Here is a 21,009-nt window from a genome sequence, read left to right as displayed (position 1 = left end):
TCCCGGCCGGCGGGCCCTGGAGCTGGCCGGTGTGGCGCTTCCCTCGCTTCTGGCCGCCACGGTGCCCCTGGCCCGGCGCGGCGGCGGCAAGCATCATGTCGTCGTTCCCGAAGCGCATCGGTGGGGTGGCGGCTGCCAGCACGCCCGGGGCCTCGTCGCGGGCAGTGAGGTGCCGTTCCTCGACCTGCCGCCCGATGTCTGTGCCAGGTGCTCCCCCGTGGCCGCGCTTCCGGAGACGGTGCACGCCCTGTGGAAGGCGTGCGTGGTGATCGCGGGGGCCGACGGCCGGGCCCGGGCGCTCACCGAAGCTGGCGGGCCCCGGACCTGGCCCGGGTACGCGCGCGCCCTGGCCGCCGGCGCCCACCATGACGACGACGCCGTCCGGGACCTGCTGAAGCCGCTGCTGGACGACCCCGGTGTCGGGGAGGAGGCCTGGACGGCGCTGCGGGCCTGGACCGCCTGCGTCGAGCGCTCCCACCTCGCGCTGGCCGCCTACCAGGCCCTGGCGCCCGCGCCCGACACCACCGCCGCGGTCAGCCGCGCCTGCGACACCGTCGAGAAGGACCCGGACGTCTACGCCACCTCCAACGACCTGGACCGCGCCGTCAGGTCGCCGGAGCGCTACCTGCGCGAGCACCCCGCCCTGTGGTCCCTCGTGCGCACCGCGTGGAGCGCGGCCCGCCGCCAGGGCATGGACGCCGGGCAGGCCCTCGACGTCACCCTGACCACCGCGCGCAAGACCTGGTCGAGCGCCCGGGTCCGGGACGTCACCGCCCTCCCGTCCCCTGCCCGCGTCCCGGCCGGTGACTTCCCCACCCCCTCCGCCTGGGCCAACGCCCTCCTCCAACTGTGGTGGACGCAGACCGCCACCGACTGGTGCGGCCGGCTGGAGAAGGCACTTACCCCCGGTGCGGTCGGCTCCCGGGAACGGGTGCTGCTGCTCGTGCGGGACTGGCCGCTGACCCGCCCCGGCGACGAGGAGATCGCCTACCTCTCCCAGTTCCCCCAGACCGGCCCCACCGTCCCCGACGACCTGGCCGCCGACCCCTACGACCACTACCAGCGCGGGCCCCGGTACGCCGTGGTGCTCTCCGTCCCCCGCTACGCCGCCGACCAGGCCGTCGACCACACCCGCCGCCAGCACGGCCGGATCACCACCAGCACCACGAGCACCACGGACGACTCCGGCTCCGACACAGGGTCCGGGCCGGCCGCCCTGACCCTGCTGCGCACGGCCTACCCCTACCTGCCGGAGCACGCCGCGGACGACGGTCCGTCCCCCGAACCGTCCGCCGTCGTCCGCGCCGCCCGGGCCCTCGAACGCAGCGCCCGCAACGCCGAGGAGCAGCTCCACTGGTCGGACACGCGCCGGGACGATTCCCGGTCGCGGTGGACCAGCGCCTTCACCGACGGCCTGTGGACCTGGGTCCCGGACGACACCGGCGACGGGCCTGCCCTGCAGCAGCTGCCGGCCCTGCTGGAGCACTGCTACGACTGGATGGTGATGCGCCTGCACGTGGAGTCCGGCCCCGCCGGCGCCACCGCGGTGCACACCCTGTTCGGCCACCCCCAGGGATGGGACGCCCGGCGCGCGGTCCTGCGCTTGCGGCCGGTGAACGGCCACCGGGCCATCGCCGTCGCCCGGCACCGGATCGTCGGCCTGAGCGGGGTACGCCACCGCCGGGGCGGCGGTCGAACCCCGCTGTGGGAGGACTACCAGAGCCCGAACCCGCAACCGGGCTGGTGACGGCCGCCCCTCGTCGGCCCGTCCCCACCCCCGGGTGAGTCAGCGGCGCGCGGGCGCCGCCATAGCGGGTCCGGGGCCCGGTTGTGCAACAGGTCGTCAACAGAGTTCCCGGTTTCCCCCGCGCGGGACCGCCCCTCGGGCTGATCATGGCCGGATGCCGAGTGACGCGAACCAGCCCCCACCGACCGGCCCGACGTACTGGGAGTCGAGGTGCACGGCGCACCTCGGCTCGTGCGCCGGGCAGCTGACCCTGTGGGGCCACGACCTCACCGACGGCGCCTGGCCGGACGTGGAGGACCTCGGGATCCTTCTCACCCACACGATCCGGGACCTGGAGGCCGTGGAGGAGACGCGCGTAAGCGCCGACCTGCTCTCCCTCGCCCTGGTCTCGGTCCGGGCCGCCGACCGCTGGCTCTCCGCCCCCTGCCGCTCCTCACCCGCCATGGCCGCACTCCTGCTGCGGGAAGCGGCCGGGCTGATGCGCTGCGCCCGCGAGCGACTGCTGGCCCGGGCACCGGGCGGGCGCCCCTACCGGGCGCCGGAGCGGACCAGGCAGAGCGGCCCGGCGGGAGTGTAGGGCGCGGGCGCGTCAACCGGACGCGCCCGGCGCAGTCGTTCGTACGGACGGCGGCCGGCCTACTGCCCCGCACGCCCTCGATGCGGGAAGGCCGGCCAGGCCCTGCGCGCCCTGCGGTCAGACCCTCGCGCCCTCGACCTCGCGTACGCCCCAGCGGTCCCAGTCCCGGCCGGCGTGCCCAGACTCAGGGCCGGGCCGCCGAGCCCTTCGTCCGCCAGGGTGTTGTCGGCTCGGGCCGACCCGGCCGGGGTGCACAGGGGTTGCCGGGGTGTCGTGTCCCGCTCGGTGGCGGTGTGCTCGAGCGAGGCTGCTTGCTGGTCGTTCAGGTCCACGCTCGCCCTCACGGCGGGTTCCCTTCGCCGGCGCGGTCGTCTTCGGAGGTCACCGGGACGGTGGTGGGGCCGTTGTGGTCTCGGGCGCCGAATGTACTCCGGGTGAAGGGGATGAAGTCGTCCGGGACTGGGTGCAGTTCGGGGAGGGCGGGGTCGACGCCGTTGGCGACGGCCATCTCGGCGTAGGAGGCGTACAGGCCGACGCCGGCGGGCAGCTCCGGCCGCGCCAGGGTGCCGTCGTCCATCATCGCCAGGATCTGCTGGTTGCCGTCGGCGCCGGCCAGCAGCCACCCGGCGCACAGGAGCGTGCGGTCCTCCGGGCTGGAGTGGCAGCCGAACGGGCCCTCGGCACCGGCGGTCCGGTTACCGGGCGCGGAGTGCTCGAAGACCCGCGCCGGGAACTGGCCGGTGGGCGCGTCCAGCCGCCACGGGCACACCTTCTCGCCGGAGCACGGCCGTGGCTGGGCGGTGGCGGGGCCCTGACTGATCCGGGACTCGACGCCCCACTGCCCGTCGCCCGGCCGCTGCCGGACCACCCGCACGCCGCGTTCGGCGTCGTCCCTGAGCAGCTCCGGGTCCGGGTCCGGGAAGGCGGTCTCGCAGGAGCGGGCCTTGGCGAGCTGCCGCAGGATCTCCTCCACCGAGATCCCCGTCCCCTCGGTGAGTTCGGCGAGCCGGGCACGGACCTGCCGGTCGCGCTCGCTGTCGCCGCCGTACGGGGGCTGCGGCACCACAGCGGTGCCGTCGTGGTCCCGGGGGGCGGTGGCAGCGGGCCGCTGGGCGGTCACGCGGCGCTCCGCTCGACGGTGTTCAGGGCCGACGCTTCGAGCTCGCACACCTCGACGACGGGGCCGACCATCCGTCCGGCCGTCGCGGACTCCCGCAGTCCCGCGTCCAGCAGGTCGGCCCGGGTGGCCAGCAGGCGTGCCGTACCGGCAAGACAGGCAGCGGCCGCCTGGTCCGGCGTGACGACCGTCAGGGCCCCGGAGCGGTCGGCGATCAAGACGGAGCGGTCCCCCAGCGTGGTGAGGGCCCGCAGGTGGTCCGGGCTCACACGCGCCGGAGCCCATCCGGCTTCCTGCGCGGCGGGGTTGCTGGTCACGGTGGCGTCCTCCCGAATGCGATGGTGGGGCAGTCCGACGGCTTCACCACCGCGCTCCCCGGCGTCGACCGGAGCGTCCCGATCTATCGGTGGCGCGGGCCCCGCCCGGGCCCCAGCTTGCCACGCGGGAGCGCCGGACGACCGGGGATCGCCTCATGTCCGTTCTGCGTCCCGACTCCGATGCAGCGCACCGCGTCCGCTCCTCGCCTGCTCGGCCCGGTCGCGGGCGTCGGCCCACGCGTCGAGGGCCTCGGCGGGTGGGTTCCGCTGTGCGACCCCACCCGCCGAGGACCTCGCCGTCCTCAAAGCGCCGAAGCAGTGCGTCCGCTCCGGCGCCCGCACCGTCAGGCCCCCAGGGCCGGGCGGTGGAGATGACCAAGACCTCGCCCAGCGAGCGCGCGGCCGCCACCCAGTCGTCCTTCAGTACGGTCACGGCGGTGTAGAGCGAGCGGGCCGGTTGCCCGCCCTGCTCCAGGCCGGTGCGCAGCGAGATCCAGGAGGGGGTGAGTGGGCCGCCGGTGCGGTGCTCGATCCGGGCCGTCCATCCGTACGGGTCGCCGTCGCCGTCCGTTCCGAGGCCGAGTTCCTCGCGCAGGTGGTCCTGCCACAGCTGTTCCTGCTGGTGGGAACCCATCGTGGGCCGCGAGGCGGTTGAACTCGCTGACCTGCGCGGCGAGCCAGATGTCCGGCGAGGGGGTGGGCGTGACGTCGCTGTAGTCCGGCTGGCTGGCCGGCGCCCTGCTCGGCTACAGCCGGAAGTCCGGGCAGGACGTGCCCAACATCGGCCTGCCAGGACGATCAATCACGGTCTGCATTGACCGCGAGCGTCTCACTTCGGTACGACGTTCGGGCTCTCGGCCGGGCGGCCATCCCGCCGGCCGTTCATCCGCAAACGAGCCGAGGAAGAGCAGCGGCTCGGCGAGATCGAGGGCATCGACCTGACCTTGACCTTCGTCCGCACCAAGCAGGCCGGCGCCGCCCGGCTCACCCGCAGGACGACGGTCACCCTGGGCATGCCCAGAGTCCACCACCCCAACGAGTGAGCAGAGGCGCGATCACCACGGATGGTTGTCCGGGCGCCGTGCTCTACTGGGAATGGTGCGGCCAGACCGGCCAGACCGTTCCAACAACGACCCGTGGGGGGTGAGTTCGAGATGAACACGGCAGTGCTTGTCCTGCTTGGTTCAAGCAGCGGAGCTGTCGTCAGCCATTTGCTGAGCGTGTTTCTGAAGCTCCTTGCCGAGCACCGATCAATAGCCCGGCATCGTGAACGAGTCATCGTCACCAACCTGGCCATCCGCCTGCGAGCTGGGAAGCACACGCAGGACATGGGCTCGCTTGGACGGTGGAACTGATGAGACGCCACCAGCGCGACCAAGGCGTCTGGGACGTCTATCAGCTGGTCCTCCAGCAGAAAGATCTTGACGGTCCAGCCAAGGCGGCGTTGCTGGAGCGCTGGGACGCCGAGCAGCAGCGAAAGCACGAGCGCCAGCAGGATGCTGCGGCTAGAGCTCAGCGGCGCTTCGAGATCAGTGCGGCTGTCTTCGTGATGATCTCAGGTCTCTCGGCTCAAGTGCTGCTCGTCCGAGCCAACCAGCCCTGGATCGCAGTCGCCCTCATCGCGCCGCTCGTTGTGCTGGTCGCGAAGTTCCCGGGTCGGCCGGTCACGAAGTCGGACATCAGTATGGTCGCGCTGGGTATCGGAGACGCGTTCCAATCCATGCGCCAGGCCGCGAGCAGTTCGCCCCCGCCGCCCCCCGCGGTTGCGACCGCGAGCCCAGCGCCGAGTCTTGGAGCAGGCGGCGGGCCAGTTCAGTAGCAGAGACCGGCACCAAGGTCGGGGCAGCACAGTCTGCCCCGGCCTTTACCGTTCGCTCGTCAGCCTGAAGTTGACCGCCCTCAGCTTGACTTACTGACGGTTTCGAAATGACCTGCGGCTGCGGTCGAGGAAGATCATGATGTGAGAGCACGCCGATCCTCCCGAGCGAATGGAGCCCGCATCGATGGCAAGGCCCCTTGGCGCATTTCAGTCGATCACGTTCGCGGCCTGGCGTGACCGTCTTCCTGGGCAGGCCCGCCAGTCCAATCGGTACTACGTCACGCTGGCGGAACTCCTCGTGCGCCTTGGGAGCTTTGGGCTCGGCCTCACATGGAGGGTGCGGATCGACGATGCTCGACTGGTCGCCAGGTTTGCCGAGATCCAGATGGCTTCCTCCGGCGGGATCGGCACCCTGGAGCTGCTGGCCCTGGTGGCGCCGGACCTTCAGTTTGTTGACGGAGAATTCGCAGGGTATGCAGGAGATGAGCTGAGGGTGGTGCTGCGGGAGTTCGACAGCACGAGTTGGGACCTCTGCACCGCGGATGCCTCGGTAGTCCGGGAGATCCGGCGGCACTACCCGGACGCAGTGCCGACTCCTGAGGATGTTCTTGAGGAGTTCCCCTGGCCAACCACCCATCGGGAGACCTGATCCAACGCTCTTGCTGATCGTTCTGGGTGAGTTGAACTGTGGGGCTTGCGCTCGACGATCTTGGTCTGCAGGGTGTCCGGATGCGCACTGATCTTGTTCCGGACGGCCTGTGGGAGCGGGTGGCTCCGCTACTGCCACCTTCCGCCGCCGTTCATCGTCCAGGGCGCAGGTCGTACGGACACGCCTGACCCAGAAGAGGCCCTCGCCGCCGTCTGCAGGGAGTTCAGCCTCCAGGGGTGAGCCGTGACCCGCTGGGTCTCGGGACAGCAGGCTGCTCCGTGTGCTCGTTACACAATTCGAGCGGATCGGTGTCCTCGGTCTTCGCTACGGTGTTGGCGGACGAGACGAGAGGAGATGCCGTGCACGCCGGTATCGAAGAACTGACGCAGGTCATGTCGCGGCAGCACGGCGCTGATGAGCAGGTCGATTGGGCTGCCGCTCGGGTGGACTGGGGTATCGGCTTCCCGGAGGACTTCCGAGCCTTCATGGCGGTGTACGGCAGCGGTGCGATCAGCGACGAGGTCGAGGTCCTGGCGCCGGCACCGGTCGCAACGGCACTGGCCGCGTCGATGGAAGGTGTGACGGGCAACGCCCGTCACGCTTGGCAGGCCGAGGGCGGTCGGGCCGTCCTCGATGTCAACCCGAACCACATCCTGGCTTGGGGTCTGACCTCCGGACCGGACTTTCTCTGCTGGTTGACCGCGGATAATGATCCCGACCGGTGGCCGGTGCTGGTCATCGGCCGTCACACACGGCCGATGTTCACGGTGTACCCGTTCGGGATGGCCGAATTCCTGTGCCGACTGCTGCGTGAGGACGCGTCGGCCTGGGATCGGTGGCCGCTCAGCATCGGACGCCCGCTGCTGATGAACCCTGCGCCCAGCTTCGTGCACTGGCAGGTGCAGCAAGACCGCTGGAACGCCGGCCTCAGCCCCGCCACGGGAACACCGAGCCGTTTCCCCGAGGGCTTCTGACGCGGCCTCGCAGGTTCCGGAGCGACTCGTCCAGCCCGCCGTCCGGCGCCAGGCCGCCGAACCCCACGTTTCGGCAGAACACGTACTACTCAGGCTCCATGTGCCGGACCTGCACGTCCTGCGGGCCCGAGGGCGAGGGCGGCCGCGGTGCGGACGATCAGCGCGGGCCGGTAGACGTCGCACAGCAGGCGGGCCCGGGCGGGGCCGAAGCGCTGCTCGGCCAGGCCGCGCTGAGTGAGCCGGGGCCAGGCGGTCCCAGCCGCCCTGGCCGACGGCGTGGGCGAAGCGCGTGGTGAGCACGGCGGCGAAGACGATGCGGGGCCCTGGAGCCGGGCGGGGTCGTTCACCGCACCCCAAGGGGCGGTACAGGCGGTATCCCTCCAGGGCACCCGGCAGCCGTGTAGTCTGCTGACCGGCTGGACACGCACTGCCGAGTCGCTGCCCGTTCCCCGCCCACGCAGGGACGCCGGGCCCCGACGACGAAGGGGTCATCAGGAACCAACCCTGGACGCCCGTGCTCCTCTTGACGTGCCCTTGTACCGGGCGGGGAGTGCGTGGGCAGGCCCGCCAGGATCGAGTGCACCCATGTCCCCGAAGCGAAACCTCGGCTACGGCGCCCGCCGCGCCCGCGCGAAGCAGCAGGCCGACACCACCGACAAGCGCTACACCGAGCTGCGCTTCCCCTCCGGCGGCCGGACCCCGGCCGTGCCGGAGTGGGAGCCGACGCCGGGCCGGTACGTCAACCCGGACTGGGCCCGCTACGGCAACCCCTTCATCCCGCCGCCCGGCAGCAGCCCGGCAGACGACCCCTACGGCCGCGCGCACCGGGCCGTGTCCGTGCCGTTCCTCCTCAACGCCACCGTCGAGGAGCAGCTGCCCGGGGGCCGGGACGGCTTGGAGGCGGCTGCCGAGGCCCTGCGGGCGGGCTGCCGGTTCCTGGTGCGGGACGGACGCTGGTACCGGGCCACCGCCTCCGTGTACGGGCCGTTGCCGATGAGCCTGCCGTCGTTCTCCGACCGGCCCGCCCCGGGCGGGTACGTCAACGCAACGTGGCTGGTCTGCCTGGTGGTGCGCCGCCCCGATGACGACCCGCAGCGGCTGATCGCCGACGCCCACGCCTCGATCCTCGGCGAGCTGGCGCGCCGCGCACCGGCACCGGCCGGCCACAAGGCCCGCTGGTACCCCGTTCCTCCCGCACAGGCCGACCTGCTGATGCGGCGCCTGCCGTGGCACGCGCGCACGGCCGAGGATGTCCACCCCTCGCTGCTTCCGGACTCCGGCGACGTCTACGGCGGCTTCGCGGCAGGTTTCCCGCAGCGGCTGGTCGACTCCCGCAGCCAGGGCTGGCGGCTCGTCGGCGAGGACGGCTACGCCGCCGACTTCGGGAAGGAGCGAGGCCTCGGGGAGATGGACTACGACGCGCTGGCCGCTGTCCGCGGGCCGCTCAGTCCGGTCGTGGAACCGGACGGCGACGAGGCCGCGCTGGTGCGGGACACGCTGGTGGCGGCCGGGCGTCGGGCGGTGGCCTCACTCCTGGTCGCGCTGTACAAGGTCGACCAGGAGCAGCGGGCGGGCGCGCAGGAGTGGGGGGCGGTGGTCGGCAGTCTGTACGCGGGCGACGAGGGCGCGGACGCGACCTGCCTGATGCGGGACCTGGTAGCCGGGCTCGGCGCTGACGTGTGCGCCCAGCCGCAGCGGTGGGACCAGGAGTGCGTCGAGGAGCTCGTGGGGCTGGTCTGTGCCTGGACCGAGACGACGGGCGCGTACACCGAGGTCGCCGCCACCTTCGCGGTCCAGGTCACGGCGGCGGCCGAGCAGGCGGGTGGCTGGGAGGCCCTCGCCGACGACGAGCTGTGCCCGCTCACCAGCAGCCGGCCCGCGGTGGCCGCGCGGGTGCAGCGCTGGCTGATGCCCGCGGCCGCGTCCCAGCGGCGTGACCGCCGCGGCCTGCGGATCGCGCCGCTCCGAAACGGCGGCTCGGACAAGACCTCCACGACGGTCGACCTGCGGGCGGGCCTGGCCCTGTACGACAACCGGGCCCGCATCTTCGACATCGACGCGCCGGGCGACCTGCCGCGCCGCCCGGGCCGCAACGGACAGGAGTAGCCGCCCACCACGCCTCGGGCACACAGGGGTCCGTGAGCGGGGTTGGAGCCGGGCGTCAGCCGTCAGCTGACGGCTCGCCCGCCGCAGGCCCTTCTCTCAGATGATCCGTGGGGGCGGCTTCGCCTCCACGCCCCGCTCCGATCGGTCCGCGTCCCCGACCGGCGGGAATGCCGCGCCCTACTCATCGCCCGCGCCTTCACCAGCACCCACGGGAACGACGTGCGTGGCTGACCGGGTCTGCCCGCGGCAGCGGACCGACGCCGGCGGGCACCTCGCCCTCGCCGCGCTGGCGGCCGCGGTCAACCCCTGTGCGGCGCGGGTGAAGTTCTCGCGGCGTCGGCACTTGACCTGAGCCCTTCACTTCACTGACGCTAGGTCAGAATGGGTCTGAACAAAGTGACTTGGGGGAATGTTGGACGAGAAGGTGCTCATCCGCGTGGACGGCGCCGACGCCACCGCGGTCAGCTCCCTGCTGGTCTGGCTCCGGGCCGAGCCCACCCTGCGCGGGCGCGTCGAACCGGTCGGGACAGCTCCGCGCCCCGGTTCGCTGGGCACCCTCGCGGACGTGCTCACCGTCGCCCTCGGTGCCGGCGGGGTCGCCTCCGGCCTGACCAGCGCCCTGATCGCGTGGATCCGCCGACGGAGCGGCGACACGGTCGTGCACGTGACGCGCTCGGACGGCAGCTCGATCGAGTTGCGGGCGACGGCCGTCCACGGCCTCGACCCGGACGGCCTCGCCACCCTCGCCCGCGAGGTCGGAGCCTCGCTCGCCGGTCGGCCCGAGTCGGCCGCCGCCCCATCGGCCGACGACGAGTAACGCCAGGTGGCGATCAGTGACACCGGAGGCCCCCGGGCGACACCGGCCGACCCCAGCAGCCTGCCCCTGAGCCTCCCCGGCGCGCGGGCCCTGATCATCGGAACCGGCACCCACGTCCCGGGATCCGTCCTGCCCGACGTCCCTGCGGCAGCCGGGACCGTCCGCGCGATCAGCGAGGAGCTCGTCACCCGCTGCGGCCTTGACCCCGACCACGTGCGCACCGTGATCGACCCCGAGGGCCCGCTCGTCCTCGGCGACGCGCTGACGGTCACCGCCGAAGCGGCCGAGTCGGTGCTCCTCGTGTACTACGTCGGCCACGGCCTCATCGGACTGGACGGCGAACTCCACCTGGCGACCCACACCACCGACCACCTGACCCGTGGCCTGGCCTTCAGGGCCCTGCGGTACTCCGCGCTGCGCGAGGCCCTGACCGCCTCCCGGGCACGCTCGATCGTCCTCGTCCTCGACTGCTGCTACTCAGGCCGGGCCGCACCCGTGGCCGGTACGGCCGGGCTGTTCGAAGCCTCCTACCCCGGCGGCGGGTTCGTGCTGGCCTCGGCCGCCCCGGAAGAACTCGCACTGGCTCCGACCGGCTCTCGCTACACCGCCTTCAGCGGCGAACTGCTACGTCTGCTGCGAGAGGGTGACCCGACCGGCCCACCTCAGCTGACGCTGGCCCACATCCACCGGCACCTGGCCCGAACGCTCCCTGGCCGGGGCTTCCCCGAGCCGTACTGCAGGTCCGAAGGCCGGGCCGGCGACCTGGTGCTGACCGCCAACCCGGCCTACACCGCCCCGCCGGAGCCGTCACCCGAGACCGGACCCGACGAGGATCCCGGCCCCGCTCCCGAGCTGGATACCTGTCCGTACCGGGGCCTGGCACCGTTCGGCCCGGAGGACGCCCGGTTCTTCTTCGGCCGGGAACGGCTGACCGCTGAACTCGTTGCCCGGGTATCCGCCAAGCTCTCGCTCGACGGCCCGATCGTGCTCGTCGGCCCCTCCGGCGCCGGAAAGTCGTCCCTGCTGCGCGCTGGCCTGCTTCCTGCCCTCGACCGCGGGCTGCCCGGCGCGGAGGATGCCTGGCGCTGGCCCCGCGCTGCGTTCACCCCGGGCGAGCACCCGCTCTCCCGGCTCGCCGGCGTTCTCGCCGGCCTGCTCCCCGGCGACCCAGGCACTCATCGTGAAGCATTCCTCCACGCCCTGACCACGTGCCCGGAGTCGATCGCCGACCCGCCTACGAACGGGTCCCGCCTGCTCCTGGTGGTGGACCAGTTCGAGGAACTGTTCACCGCCTGCAAGGACGAGCAGGAGCGGGAGCTGTTCATCGGCGCGCTGTCCGCCCTCTGCTCCCGCACCGAGCGGGGAGGCCCCCCGCGGGCTGTGGTCCTGCTCGGACTGCGCGCCGACTTCTACGGGCACTGTGCGGCCTACCCGGCCCTGCACACCGCGCTGAAGGCAAGCCAGGTCCTAGTCGGCCCGATGCTCACGGAGGAACTGCGCGACGCCGTCGAGAAGCCCGCCCGTCTCGCCGGACTGCGCGTGGAACAGGGCCTTGTGGACCTCCTCCTCCAGGACCTCCGCACCAGGAACGACGAACGGCGCGACACCGTTACCGCGCTTCCCCTGCTATCGCACGCCCTGCTGGCCACCTGGCAAAAACGCACCGGCAGGGTCCTCACCCTGACCGGCTACCGGGCATCAGGCGGCATTTGGCACGCCGTCCGGCAGACCGCCGAGGACACCTACCAAGCCCTCGCCCCCGCGGAGCAGCGGGCCGCCCAGCAGATCCTGCTGCAACTGGTGCACGTCGTCGACGGTGCCGAGGACACCCGCCGCCGCGCCCCGCTGGCCGACCTGGGTCTCGACACCGACCCGGCCGCCCCCGCGGCCCTCGACGCGCTCGTCCGGGCCCGACTGGTCGTCGTGGACGACGGCCACGCCGAACTCGTCCACGAGGCCGTGCTGCGCGCCTGGAAACGGCTGGCCGACTGGATCCGGGAGGATCGCGCCGGCCTGGTGGTCCGCCAACGCCTCCACGACGCTGCGAAGGCCTGGGAGCAAGACGGCCGCGACGAGGGAGCGCTCTACCGGGGGGTCCGGCTCGCCGCCGCCCGCCAGTGGATTGAGGAGTCCGCCGAGCGGCACGGAACCGTCCCGGTGGCCCGGGAGTTCGTGACGGCGAGCCTGGCCCGGCAGACTGCCGAACAGCGCGCCGCCCGCCGCCGCACCACCCGCCTGCGCGCGCTGGCCACCACCCTCGCCATGCTGCTCCTGGTCGCCGTCAGCGGCGTGGGTGCGGCTGTCTGGCAGAGCCGGGTCGCCAGCGAACAGCGTGATCTCTTGGCCTCCAAGGTTGCTGCCCAGGCAGCCGACCGGCTTCGCACGACCGACCCCACGCTCGCTCTCCAACTCGCCCTCTCCGCGCGCCACATCGCCGACACCCCGGAGGCTCGCAGCAGTATCTACAACTCCGCACTCTCCCCGTACTACACGCCGATCAAGGGACACACCGATACCGTCCGGAAGCTCGCCTTCAACGCCGAACGGCACCTACTGGTCAGCGGTGGCCGCGATGGCACTGTCAGGCTCTGGGACCTCTCGGATTCCCGCCGACCCCGGTCCGTGGGTCTGATCGACACCCACGCCGCCGGGCTCGCTCTGAGCAGCGACGGCCGACTCCTGGCCACCGTGAACACCGGTGACTCCGTTCAACTGTGGGACGTCTCCGACCCCGCCCACCCCGCTGCCGTCGCCACCCTGGCGAACACCCACGGCTCCCTGGCCTTCAGCCCAAACGGCCACGCGCTGGCAGCCATAGCCAAGGACCGGTCCGAGCTGTGGAATCTCACCGACCCCCGACAGCCGGTCCGGGCGGGTGCCATCCCCCCAGGTACCGGTACGCTCCAGTGCGTCGCGTTCAGCTCGGACGGGCGCCTTCTCGCCTTCGCCGTCAACACGGCCGACGGCGGCTTCGCGGCCGAGCTGTGGAACGTCGCTGACCTCGCCAACCCCGTGCGCACCGCGGTGCTCGAGGGCAGCCACGCCTTCTCACTGGCCTTCAGCCCGCGCGGGCCGCTGCTCGCGGTCGGTACCACCTACAGCGGCGTGCGGCTGTGGGACACCACTGACCCGGCCAGGCCCGCCCCGGTGACCACACCGAACTACCGCGCGGATCCGCCGTACTCGACCAACCCCGTGGAGATCGCGACCAGTCAGCTCGTGGGGACGGTCGCGTTCTCTCCGGACGGCCGGATCCTGGCCCTCGGGGCCTCCAACGACGACGGCTACCAGCTCGGCCATGCCGAGACCGTTGACATCACCGACCCGCACCAGCCGGCTGTCCTGGCCGACTTCCCCACCCCCGGGATGCTCACCTCGGTCCAGATCGGCGACCGCGGGTCCCTGTTCAGCGCGGGCGCAGAACCGGACATCCGGCACTGGTACCCCCCCATCGACTCCACCCTGCCCAACACCAGCAGCGACGGACACTACTCGCCGGAGGGCCACGTCCTGGCCTGGGCCACCGACAGCCTCATCAACGACGACTCCGCGCGGACGTACCGGCTGTGGCGGACCACCGAGCCCTACGACGTCCGCCCGGCCGGCACACTGGAGGCTCCGAACGTCCTGCTGGTCAACGATCGCACTCTGCTCTCGTACGTCAAGGGTGGTCCGGCACAGCTCTGGGACATCACCGACCCCGATCACCCGGTGCGGGGGAGCACGCTCAACAGGATCGCCGAGTACGTCCCTCACAGCGGCGAAGGCCATCAGGACGCCCACGTGGCTCTGGAAAGTGGACTCCTCGCCCTCAACGGAAGTGACGGGCTGATCTACCTGTGGGACGTCGGTGACCCGAACGCCGCGAAGCAGCTGTCCACCGTGCAATCCCCGCAGCCACCCGGCCGCCTCCTCCTTGACAAGCGGAAGCTGGTGTCCATCGACCAACGGCAGGACCGTCGGACCATCGAGGTCTGGGACCTCAGCGATCCCCGTCGGCCCGTCGCCTCGCCCTCACTCCCGATTCGCGACAGCATCGCGTTCGAGAGCGGAACATCGGACCTGCTCGCCGTCGCCACCGGCGGCACGTCCCAGAACCCGAAGTCCATCCAGCTGTGGAACCTCGCCGACCCCGGCCATCCCGACCACGCCGAACTCCCCGACGGCATCGTGAACGGCCTGGTGCTCAGGCCCGACGGACGGACCCTGGCGGTGACGACCGACAAGACCATCGACCTGTGGGATGTCTCCGACATCCACCACCCCACGAAGACCGACGCACTCACCGCCGAACGGCCGGGCGCGGTCGGGTTCAGCCCCGACGGCCGTCTACTCGTCAGCTTTACCAAGGCGCTCCGGCGCACCGATCCTCTTGCCGGCCAGTTCCATCTGTGGCGGGTGGAGGATCCGAACGCCGCCACCGAAATGGGCGCGCTGGCCCTCCCTGGTGTCCTCGAAGCCGCTGAGTTCAGCCCCGACGGGCAAACCCTCCTCATCAACAAGAAGGCCGATGACGTCTACAACGGTGAGAAGGGCAGGGCCTACCTCATCGACCCCGACATCGACCGGGTCACCGCCCGCCTCTGCGACATGGTCGGCGCCACCATCACCGCCGACCAGTGGCACCGCTACTTCCCCGGCACGCCGTACCGCCCGCCGTGCAGGTGACGGCGGGCGGTGGACTGCCTCTACCTGAGAGGTCCGGGGCAGGCCGGGCCTGACCAGGGGTCCTGCGGACCTCGCAAAGCCCCCTCACAGCACGCTGTCCAGACCCTCGATCCGAACGACCGACCGCTTCGACGCCGCAGCCTGGCGTTGACCCAGCTCCACGACACACCCGTGGCCCGGGAGGGCCAGCCTCGTCGCACCGGCTAGACGTCACCATGACAAGCAGCGTGACACTGCGGTAGGGGCCGGCGCCCGCTCTCAGGGTCCCGTGGCGGCCGTGACACCACCACAGAGCTCAGCGCGATGTCATCTCGTCTGCTCCGTGGCGGTGGTGGTCCGCCGGCTTCTCAAAGCAGTGGACTGGAGGACTGCCCGGGTGGGACACTCGTACGCGAGTGCTAGCTCAGAGGACAGAGCACCGTTAGGCAGGCTGAGACCAGCAGCGCTGGGCTATCAGCTGACGCCGGTCGGAGGTCGGGGGTTCGAATCCCACCGCATTCATCCACAATGTTCCGCCACGCACGCCGTCCTGCCTGGGATGGCAACTCGCTGGCCGCGCCGTGCTCCAGAGCCTGGGGGGACTGCCTCAGTCGCCGTGAGTCACGAGTATCCTCCGCACCTCGGCGATCAGGCGTGGCATGTCCTCCCGCGCCGCGGCGATGAAGTCGAGATCTGCATCCAGCTGCCGGTGTGTTGAGGACACCTCGCAGTGTTCAGGCCCTCATGGGCCCGACCCGCGTGTGATCGCGGTAGCTCTTCGTGCCGGAGGCCCGGGTGATCGGTGCCGACCCAGCGTAGGCCTTGAGGCCGGAGGCGTCAGCGAAGCGGGTGCGGTCGTCGCCGATCTCCGCCAGGAGACGGGCGGTCCGCAAATACCTGGCCGCGCAGGCTCCGATCGCGCCGGTGCGCCGGGCTCCGAACGGGCAGGCCCGCACGCGGCTGGTGAACGAGGTCGCGCCGCTGATCGATGCGACGATGCGCTACCAACAAAGCCTGACGGCACAGCACACCGCCGTCCGCAGGAATGGGCGCCGCTGGTCACGCCGACTCGAACTTGACCATCGCGTCGCCCGCAGCCGCAGCAGAGGCGAAGAAGCTCCTCAGCTCGCGCAGATCCGCCGTCAGCTCCTCGGCCCGCAGGGAACTCCACGGCCAGGAGAAGCCCAGGGAGACAACCTCTCGCGCCAACGCGGCGTCCAAGCGGGTCACCAGGTCATCGACCACAACATGGCTCAAGAATGCCGAGGCCTCCCGCACGCCGTCGGGCCGAAGTACCCACAGCTCCGTCCCGACCCACCCGCAGTCGGGGTCTTCCTCACCCTCTACCCGTTGTTCGCCCCCAAGCACAGGCAGCTCGGCCGCACCATCCGAGGCAGCCCCGCTCGAGGTCAAGACGAAGTGCATCAGGCAGCCGTTGCGCTCGACGCCCATGACCATGCCAGCCTCCCGGAGAGGCCTGAACTCCGCATCAAACCAATGCGGCACCAACGCGCCCAGCTCCTTCGGCGACAGGTCATCCAACAACCCGCTAGCCACACGCCGCCAGAAGAAGTCCACACTCATCGCGACACCCACCCCAATGCCACCGACCCCGGCAGCCTCAATGCCGAGTGCGCAGCAGGCTACGTGGCCCCTCCGACAAGCCGGGCAGACTGTTCCGACCCGGAACAGGGCACATTCCCCTGTACCGGTCTGAGCGCCTAAATCAGTACGAGGACATGTGCCGGTATCCGCTGCCCGTCGGCGTGCTCGCGTCTGTCACATGCCGCGGTACGGGCCGTATGTCGGTGTGGGGCGGTCGTCGGGTGACATGGGAAGCGGCTCCAGGAGCACCGGGCCGGGGTAGAAGGCGGAGCTGTTCGGGCCAACCATGTCCTCGCCGATCAGGTAGCGGTAGAGCCACTCGGTGAAGCTCATCCGGTACTCGTACCAGGAGCCGTCGTGCTCGACCGTGCAGATCCGTACTCCCGTGCCGCCTGGCAGCGGGGCCGAGAAGATGTACTCACCCCGATCGGTACTGGCGAGCGGGATCAGGCCGTCCTTGGTACCGAATGTCACCTTGTCCAGGCCGAGGACTATGCGGGCGTTCTCCTCTGGTTCCAGCCAGTCCTCGCGGTCCCAGTCGAGTTCGGCCCAGGTGTGGGAGGTTTGGCGGATGTACTTGCCGAGGTTCCAGCGCTCGGTGGCCGGGTGCTTGAGGGAGAGGTGTCCGTTGATCTGTATCGGGGCGTAGGCGTCGATCACCGCCTTGTAGTCCTCGGGGAGGCGGGTGTCGAGCTCGGCCTCCAAGTCGGCCCACGCCTGCGGGCTGGCGAACCGCGCGCCGCCGGGGCCGAGCATGGCGAGGACGTCAGCGAGATAGTCGCGCACGGCTCTCCTCATCTGGTTCAGGGCGTCAGACGCCGCACCGGCGCCACCGCGAAGGCCGTGGCCTCGAGAGGGTAGCCGGTGGGGGCGACAGCGCGGTCTGCACGAATGCGCTGTACGCACTCACCCACTGCTTGACGTGCCCTCGGATGGCATGTGGGGCTTTCAGGGGTGCGGCGCCCCCACAGGGCCGCTGTTGGTACTCGGGGACATGCCGCAGCCGTGAGAGCAGGGCCTGGGGCCCGTCGCCGGGCGATACGTGGTACCGCCCGTGACCTACACGGCCACAGTGCCGGTGGCGTCAGCGCGTGAGGCGTCCGGCAAGGGTCGGAGAGGGCTGTGGTACCTCGCCGAAGTCCTCGTCGTCACTCAAGATTGTCAGCCGGTTGATGACACTCTCAAGGTCTGCGGGCAGTCGTGGGTGGAGGCCCTCGTGGCAGCGGGCGAGGATGTCGCGCCGGACGTTCTCGGGCAGTAGCGGGGTCAGGGCTTGGGAGGCGCGGGGGTTGCGTGGTTTGGCCGGGGCGCTCTCGGCCTGGCCACGCCAGTGGGCTGCGTCGCGGGTCTCGCCGAGGGTGAGGTGGTGCAGGTGCAGCAGGTACGCGGCGGTGGCGCTTCCGGAGCCGGCGGCGAACTGCCACCAGAACTGGGCGGCGTCCGTGCGGTTGGTGACGTACAGCAGGCTGCCGAAGACGAGCGCGCCTTCGGGGTGGATCTGGTCGGAGTTGACGAGCCGGCAGAGGGACCGTCCGGCCTGGGGTGTGTTGAGGACGAGGGCGACGGCCAGGTCGAGTTCGTGGAAGGCCTGCTCGTGGTCGGAGGGGAAGGGGGCCGGCGCCGCCGTGATGTGGGCGGCTGCGGCGGGCGGCGCGGTGCTGGTGCACGTGAAGACCCTGGCTTCGGCGGGGTCCGTGTCGGGGCGCGGGTCTCGGTGTGGGTGGGTGTGCCAGAGGAGGAGGCTGGGGTGTTGGTCGGCGGCGGGTCGGCTCACTTCTCCTCCTTCGGGCGTTCGGCGAGTTCGGGCTGTCCGATGGCGTTGGCGAGGCGGCGGCGGGCGTGGCGGAGGTTGGATCGCAGGGTCGACAGAGGGGTGCCGAGGAAGTCGGCGACCTCCTGCTCGTCCAGGTCGAGGCAGTACCGGAGTACCACGCTGTCGTGCTGGCGCTCGGGTAGTTCGAGGATCGCGGTCATCAGGCCGATGCGCTCGGGAAGGGTTTCCAGGCTGATGCGGGCCTGGCGGCGGAAGTGGTCGATGACGGCATCGAGCGCCGCGGTCTGCACGGCGACGGGTTCGCTCTGTGCGGCGCGCCAGGCTGCGAGGTGTTCCTTGAGGAGCCTCCAGGCGTAGGCGGCCGGGATCTCCTGCCGTAGGGCGAGGGCCCAGTTGCGGCTCAGGTGCTGCTTGGTTGCCGCGACCACCAGTTCGGGGCCGCCGTCGTGGTGGCCGACCTGGGTGCGGACGAAGCCGGTCCAGGCGCGTTCGTGTGTGGCGCAGAACGCCTCGAAGGTGAGTGTCAGGCGTGCGCCGCCCGGTGTGGTTCCGCTGGTGTCGGTCATGGTCCGGCCTCCCCTACGGCCGCCGGCGCTGGGCGGCTCGTCCCGGTTGATCGGCATGGCGGTGTCCCCTCCCCGTACCGGCGTGCTGCCGGTGCTGGTGTGTCTCGGGGAACTCGTGTCCCCCTGAGGCACATGCAAGCGTAGGAGGGGCCTCTGGGTGCAAGGGAGACGAAAGGGGAATGACAGAACGTAATAGTATGACTACGGCACAAGCTGACCGATTGCCGGGCTGCTGCGTCTTAGGTTGGTCGTTGCGGTCGGCGGGCTTCCAGGGCAGCTGCGTTCGCCGGTCCGGGCTGCGCCGGGGTTGACATGCTACGGCCCGGGGCAGGAACCGCAGGAGCAGCCGCCGGTGGCGCGCCGTGGCGTGCTCCGCGTGGCGCGGCGTGGACCGCGGGGCGGGACGAGACGGCCGAGGGGCACCGTGGGCATGCACGACGACGAGGACGACGGCGACGAGGGCGAGGAGATCGACCTCCAACTGCACCGGGCCCACTCCGCCCGCATGTACGACTACTACCTTGGTGGAACGACGAACTTCGCCGCCGACCGGGAGGCCGCCGGCCAGGCGATCGCGGTGTTCCCCGCCGCCCGGGTCGCCGCGCGGGCCAACCGGGCCTTCATGCACCGCTCCACCCGTGCCCTCGCCCAGGCCGGCATCGCGCAGTTCCTCGACATCGGCACCGGCATCCCCACCTCGCCCAACCTCCACGAGGTCGCACAGGCCGTCAACCCGGGCGCCAGGGTGCTCTACACCGACAACGACCCGATCGTCCTCGCCCACGCACGCGCCCTGTTACTGAGCAGCCCCGAGGGGCTGACCGCATACCTTCAGGCCGATGTCACTGATCCGGCCGCGATCCTTGCCTCGAAGGAGCTGGCGCGGACCATCGACGTCACCGCGCCCGTCGCCCTGAGTCTCAACGCCCTGCTCCACTTCGTTCCGGACGACCAGGACGCCTACCAGATCGTGGAACAGCTCAAGGCCGCGCTCGCCCCAGGAAGCGCCCTGGTGATCAGCCACGGCACCCCCGACTTCGGACCTGCCGAGGCCGAGCGGATCACCCAGGTCTACGCAGCCGCGGGCACCACGGTCCGCATGCGCACCCGCAGGCAGGTCGAACGGTTCTTCGACGGCTGGGACCTCCTTGTCCCCGGTGTCTGCTCCACCCACAGGTGGCGGCCGGACAGCGGCGAGCCATGGACCACCGACGCCCAGGCAAGTGCCTACGCTGCTGTCGCGGTGAAGCGGTGACTACTGCTGCCAATGGAGCCTCCTCGGTGCCGGCGAATGCGATCGCGCAGCCCGAAGTCCCCGAACCGACGCTCCCGATCCGCGAAGCAGGCAGAGCCTCACCACGCGTTGGCCGCTCTTGGATGAATCCCTGCAAGATTCCGCAAGACGCTGGATCCGGGTGTGCGCTGCTCCTACCGTCGTACTCGGTCACCTGACGTGACGGACCGGCGACTCCGCGGGTCCGCCTGGGGAAGCAGGTGACATCCTGCCAGCCGTGCTCGCCCCGTCGGGCGCGGCGGGCATCCCCGGACGCCGACGCAGGAGCCACCGATGCCCGCTCAGCTCGCACAGCGTGCCCTCGGCCCACTCGCCCGCCCGCACGGCCGCGGCACCACCACTGGGGCGCCTGGGAGCCCGACGGAACCGGCCGTCAGGCCTTCATGGAGAACGCCACCCGCGCCGAGCGTCGCCCCCTGGTCCTGCGTCAGCTCACCGACGCCCGCAGCCGGCGCCACGCTCGGCGGCCGCCCTGATGCACTACACCACCACCCCGAGCCGGGAATGGGCGCTCGGGGCCACCGCGTACGACCGCCGGACGAAGCGCACCGGCGAGGTACGGGAGATCGTCCATCTCATCTCCGGCCCGCACGCGTGGATGCGCCCGGCCGGCGGCGGCAAGGAATGGACGGCCCCGCTCATCAGCCTGACCGAGGACGCCCCCGTCGGCGACGACGCCCCGTAGAGACTCCGCCCGGTTGAGCCGAGCGGCCCGGGCGCCGGCCGCACCCGTTCCCCCACCGCCGGCCGGCACCCACACCACGCAACGCACCACACGCGCACACCGAGAGGAGCACCATCGTGACCACCCCCCAGAAGCCCACCACTCCCGGCCCGATGGCCCCCGGCACCGGCACCGGCATCACGACCACCACCACCGCGACCAATTAGGAGACCGCCATGGGCAAGCACGGAGACGGCAAGAGCGGATCGTCCGGCGACAAGAACGGCTCGCCGAAGACCAACGACGGCCAGTGGACCAAGCCCGTCCCGCCCGCCC

The 21,009-nt window shown here is 71.4% G+C and carries 18 protein-coding genes, 1 tRNA gene and 2 pseudogenes; 14 read left to right on the top strand and 7 right to left on the bottom strand.

Features of this window, described 5'->3' with window-relative positions:
• The first annotated feature begins 217 nt into the window (after positions 1-217).
• Positions 218-1,747: a hypothetical protein gene (locus AB0O91_RS00230; RefSeq protein WP_363426647.1), complete on the top strand. Its 1,530-nt coding sequence runs from the start codon at positions 218-220 to the stop codon at positions 1,745-1,747.
• 154 nt (positions 1,748-1,901) lie between these two features.
• The gene (locus AB0O91_RS00225) at positions 1,902-2,324 is read left to right on the top strand and encodes a hypothetical protein (RefSeq protein WP_363426645.1); all 423 of its coding nucleotides are present in this window, start codon (positions 1,902-1,904) and stop codon (positions 2,322-2,324) included.
• Positions 2,325-2,664: 340 nt separating this feature from the next.
• Here AB0O91_RS00225 and AB0O91_RS00220 read toward each other — a convergent pair whose 3' ends face one another.
• Together AB0O91_RS00220 and AB0O91_RS00215 are read right to left on the bottom strand one after the other, a co-directional pair.
• Positions 2,665-3,444: a DUF6283 family protein gene (locus tag AB0O91_RS00220; RefSeq protein WP_363426643.1), complete on the bottom strand. Its 780-nt coding sequence runs from the start codon at positions 3,442-3,444 to the stop codon at positions 2,665-2,667.
• Positions 3,441-3,758, bottom strand: a complete 318-nt coding sequence (locus AB0O91_RS00215; protein ID WP_363426641.1) for a hypothetical protein — start codon at positions 3,756-3,758, stop codon at positions 3,441-3,443. The genes AB0O91_RS00220 and AB0O91_RS00215 overlap by 4 nt, the downstream gene beginning before the upstream one ends.
• Positions 3,759-4,912: 1,154 nt before the next feature.
• Between AB0O91_RS00215 and AB0O91_RS00210 the strand changes: the two genes are divergently transcribed.
• The 10 genes and pseudogenes from AB0O91_RS00210 to AB0O91_RS00165 all read left to right on the top strand — a co-directional run bounded on the left by AB0O91_RS00210 (position 4,913) and on the right by AB0O91_RS00165 (position 15,296).
• Positions 4,913-5,113: a hypothetical protein gene (locus AB0O91_RS00210; RefSeq protein WP_363426639.1), complete on the top strand. Its 201-nt coding sequence runs from the start codon at positions 4,913-4,915 to the stop codon at positions 5,111-5,113.
• Positions 5,113-5,577, top strand: a complete 465-nt coding sequence (locus AB0O91_RS00205; protein WP_363426637.1) for a hypothetical protein — start codon at positions 5,113-5,115, stop codon at positions 5,575-5,577. The genes AB0O91_RS00210 and AB0O91_RS00205 overlap by 1 nt, the downstream gene beginning before the upstream one ends.
• 184 nt (positions 5,578-5,761) lie before the next feature.
• On the top strand, positions 5,762-6,226 hold the full coding sequence (locus AB0O91_RS00200; RefSeq protein WP_363426636.1) for a hypothetical protein: 465 nt from the start codon (positions 5,762-5,764) through the stop codon (positions 6,224-6,226).
• Between the two features lie 80 nt (positions 6,227-6,306).
• Positions 6,307-6,393 (top strand): annotated as a pseudogene (locus tag AB0O91_RS00195) (IS5/IS1182 family transposase); the annotation flags it as partial.
• A gap of 192 nt (positions 6,394-6,585) precedes the next feature.
• Positions 6,586-7,200: an SMI1/KNR4 family protein gene (locus AB0O91_RS00190; protein WP_363426634.1), complete on the top strand. Its 615-nt coding sequence runs from the start codon at positions 6,586-6,588 to the stop codon at positions 7,198-7,200.
• 585 nt (positions 7,201-7,785) lie between these two features.
• The gene (locus AB0O91_RS00185; protein ID WP_363426633.1) at positions 7,786-9,306 is read left to right on the top strand and encodes a hypothetical protein; all 1,521 of its coding nucleotides are present in this window, start codon (positions 7,786-7,788) and stop codon (positions 9,304-9,306) included.
• Positions 9,307-9,529: 223 nt separating this feature from the next.
• Positions 9,530-9,658, top strand: coding sequence for a hypothetical protein (locus AB0O91_RS00180; RefSeq protein ID WP_363426632.1), 129 nt, complete (start codon positions 9,530-9,532; stop codon positions 9,656-9,658).
• Between the two features lie 57 nt (positions 9,659-9,715).
• A complete protein-coding gene (locus tag AB0O91_RS00175) occupies positions 9,716-10,123 on the top strand; it encodes a hypothetical protein (RefSeq protein ID WP_363426630.1) in 408 nt (135 codons plus the stop codon).
• Between the two features lie 6 nt (positions 10,124-10,129).
• Entirely contained in the window at positions 10,130-14,791 is a 4,662-nt protein-coding gene (locus AB0O91_RS00170) for a hypothetical protein (protein WP_363426628.1), read from the top strand.
• Positions 14,792-15,183: 392 nt separating this feature from the next.
• A tRNA-OTHER gene (locus AB0O91_RS00165) sits at positions 15,184-15,296 on the top strand.
• Positions 15,297-15,540: 244 nt separating this feature from the next.
• Here AB0O91_RS00165 and AB0O91_RS00160 read toward each other — a convergent pair.
• The 5 genes and pseudogenes from AB0O91_RS00160 to AB0O91_RS00140 form a co-directional block, all read right to left on the bottom strand.
• Positions 15,541-15,654: pseudogene (locus AB0O91_RS00160) on the bottom strand (transposase); the annotation flags it as partial.
• A 175-nt stretch (positions 15,655-15,829) separates the two neighbouring features.
• A complete protein-coding gene (locus tag AB0O91_RS00155; protein ID WP_363426627.1) occupies positions 15,830-16,354 on the bottom strand; it encodes a DUF1877 family protein in 525 nt (174 codons plus the stop codon).
• A gap of 195 nt (positions 16,355-16,549) precedes the next feature.
• A complete protein-coding gene (locus tag AB0O91_RS00150; protein WP_363426625.1) occupies positions 16,550-17,161 on the bottom strand; it encodes an SMI1/KNR4 family protein in 612 nt (203 codons plus the stop codon).
• Positions 17,162-17,459: 298 nt separating this feature from the next.
• Entirely contained in the window at positions 17,460-18,149 is a 690-nt protein-coding gene (locus AB0O91_RS00145) for a hypothetical protein (protein WP_363426624.1), read from the bottom strand.
• Positions 18,146-18,715 (bottom strand): sigma-70 family RNA polymerase sigma factor, encoded by a 570-nt coding sequence (locus AB0O91_RS00140; protein WP_363426622.1) that lies wholly within the window; start codon positions 18,713-18,715, stop codon positions 18,146-18,148. The genes AB0O91_RS00145 and AB0O91_RS00140 overlap by 4 nt, the downstream gene beginning before the upstream one ends.
• Positions 18,716-19,145: 430 nt before the next feature.
• On the opposite strand from AB0O91_RS00140, the gene AB0O91_RS00135 reads away from it, so the two are divergent.
• Positions 19,146-19,970 (top strand): SAM-dependent methyltransferase, encoded by an 825-nt coding sequence (locus AB0O91_RS00135; protein ID WP_363426620.1) that lies wholly within the window; start codon positions 19,146-19,148, stop codon positions 19,968-19,970.
• Between the two features lie 514 nt (positions 19,971-20,484).
• Entirely contained in the window at positions 20,485-20,694 is a 210-nt protein-coding gene (locus AB0O91_RS00130; protein WP_363426619.1) for a hypothetical protein, read from the top strand.
• The last annotated feature ends 315 nt before the right edge of the window (positions 20,695-21,009 follow it).

The organism is Kitasatospora sp. NPDC089797, from assembly GCF_040684795.1.
GTDB lineage: Bacteria > Actinomycetota > Actinomycetes > Streptomycetales > Streptomycetaceae > Kitasatospora.
Note: the sequence above shows the minus strand (reverse complement) of the source record. Positions and strands in the feature narration are given on the sequence as shown.

Coding starts and splice junctions, on each gene's coding strand:
- AB0O91_RS00225 (WP_363426645.1), top strand. CDS start 1,902: ATGCCGAGTGACGCGAACCAGCCCCCACCGACCGGCCCGACGTACTGG.
- AB0O91_RS00210 (WP_363426639.1), top strand. CDS start 4,913: ATGAACACGGCAGTGCTTGTCCTGCTTGGTTCAAGCAGCGGAGCTGTC.
- AB0O91_RS00205 (WP_363426637.1), top strand. CDS start 5,113: ATGAGACGCCACCAGCGCGACCAAGGCGTCTGGGACGTCTATCAGCTG.
- AB0O91_RS00200 (WP_363426636.1), top strand. CDS start 5,762: ATGGCAAGGCCCCTTGGCGCATTTCAGTCGATCACGTTCGCGGCCTGG.
- AB0O91_RS00185 (WP_363426633.1), top strand. CDS start 7,786: ATGTCCCCGAAGCGAAACCTCGGCTACGGCGCCCGCCGCGCCCGCGCG.
- AB0O91_RS00175 (WP_363426630.1), top strand. CDS start 9,716: ATGTTGGACGAGAAGGTGCTCATCCGCGTGGACGGCGCCGACGCCACC.
- AB0O91_RS00155 (WP_363426627.1), bottom strand. CDS start 16,354: ATGAGTGTGGACTTCTTCTGGCGGCGTGTGGCTAGCGGGTTGTTGGAT.
- AB0O91_RS00140 (WP_363426622.1), bottom strand. CDS start 18,715: ATGACCGACACCAGCGGAACCACACCGGGCGGCGCACGCCTGACACTC.
- AB0O91_RS00135 (WP_363426620.1), top strand. CDS start 19,146: ATGCACGACGACGAGGACGACGGCGACGAGGGCGAGGAGATCGACCTC.
- AB0O91_RS00130 (WP_363426619.1), top strand. CDS start 20,485: ATGCACTACACCACCACCCCGAGCCGGGAATGGGCGCTCGGGGCCACC.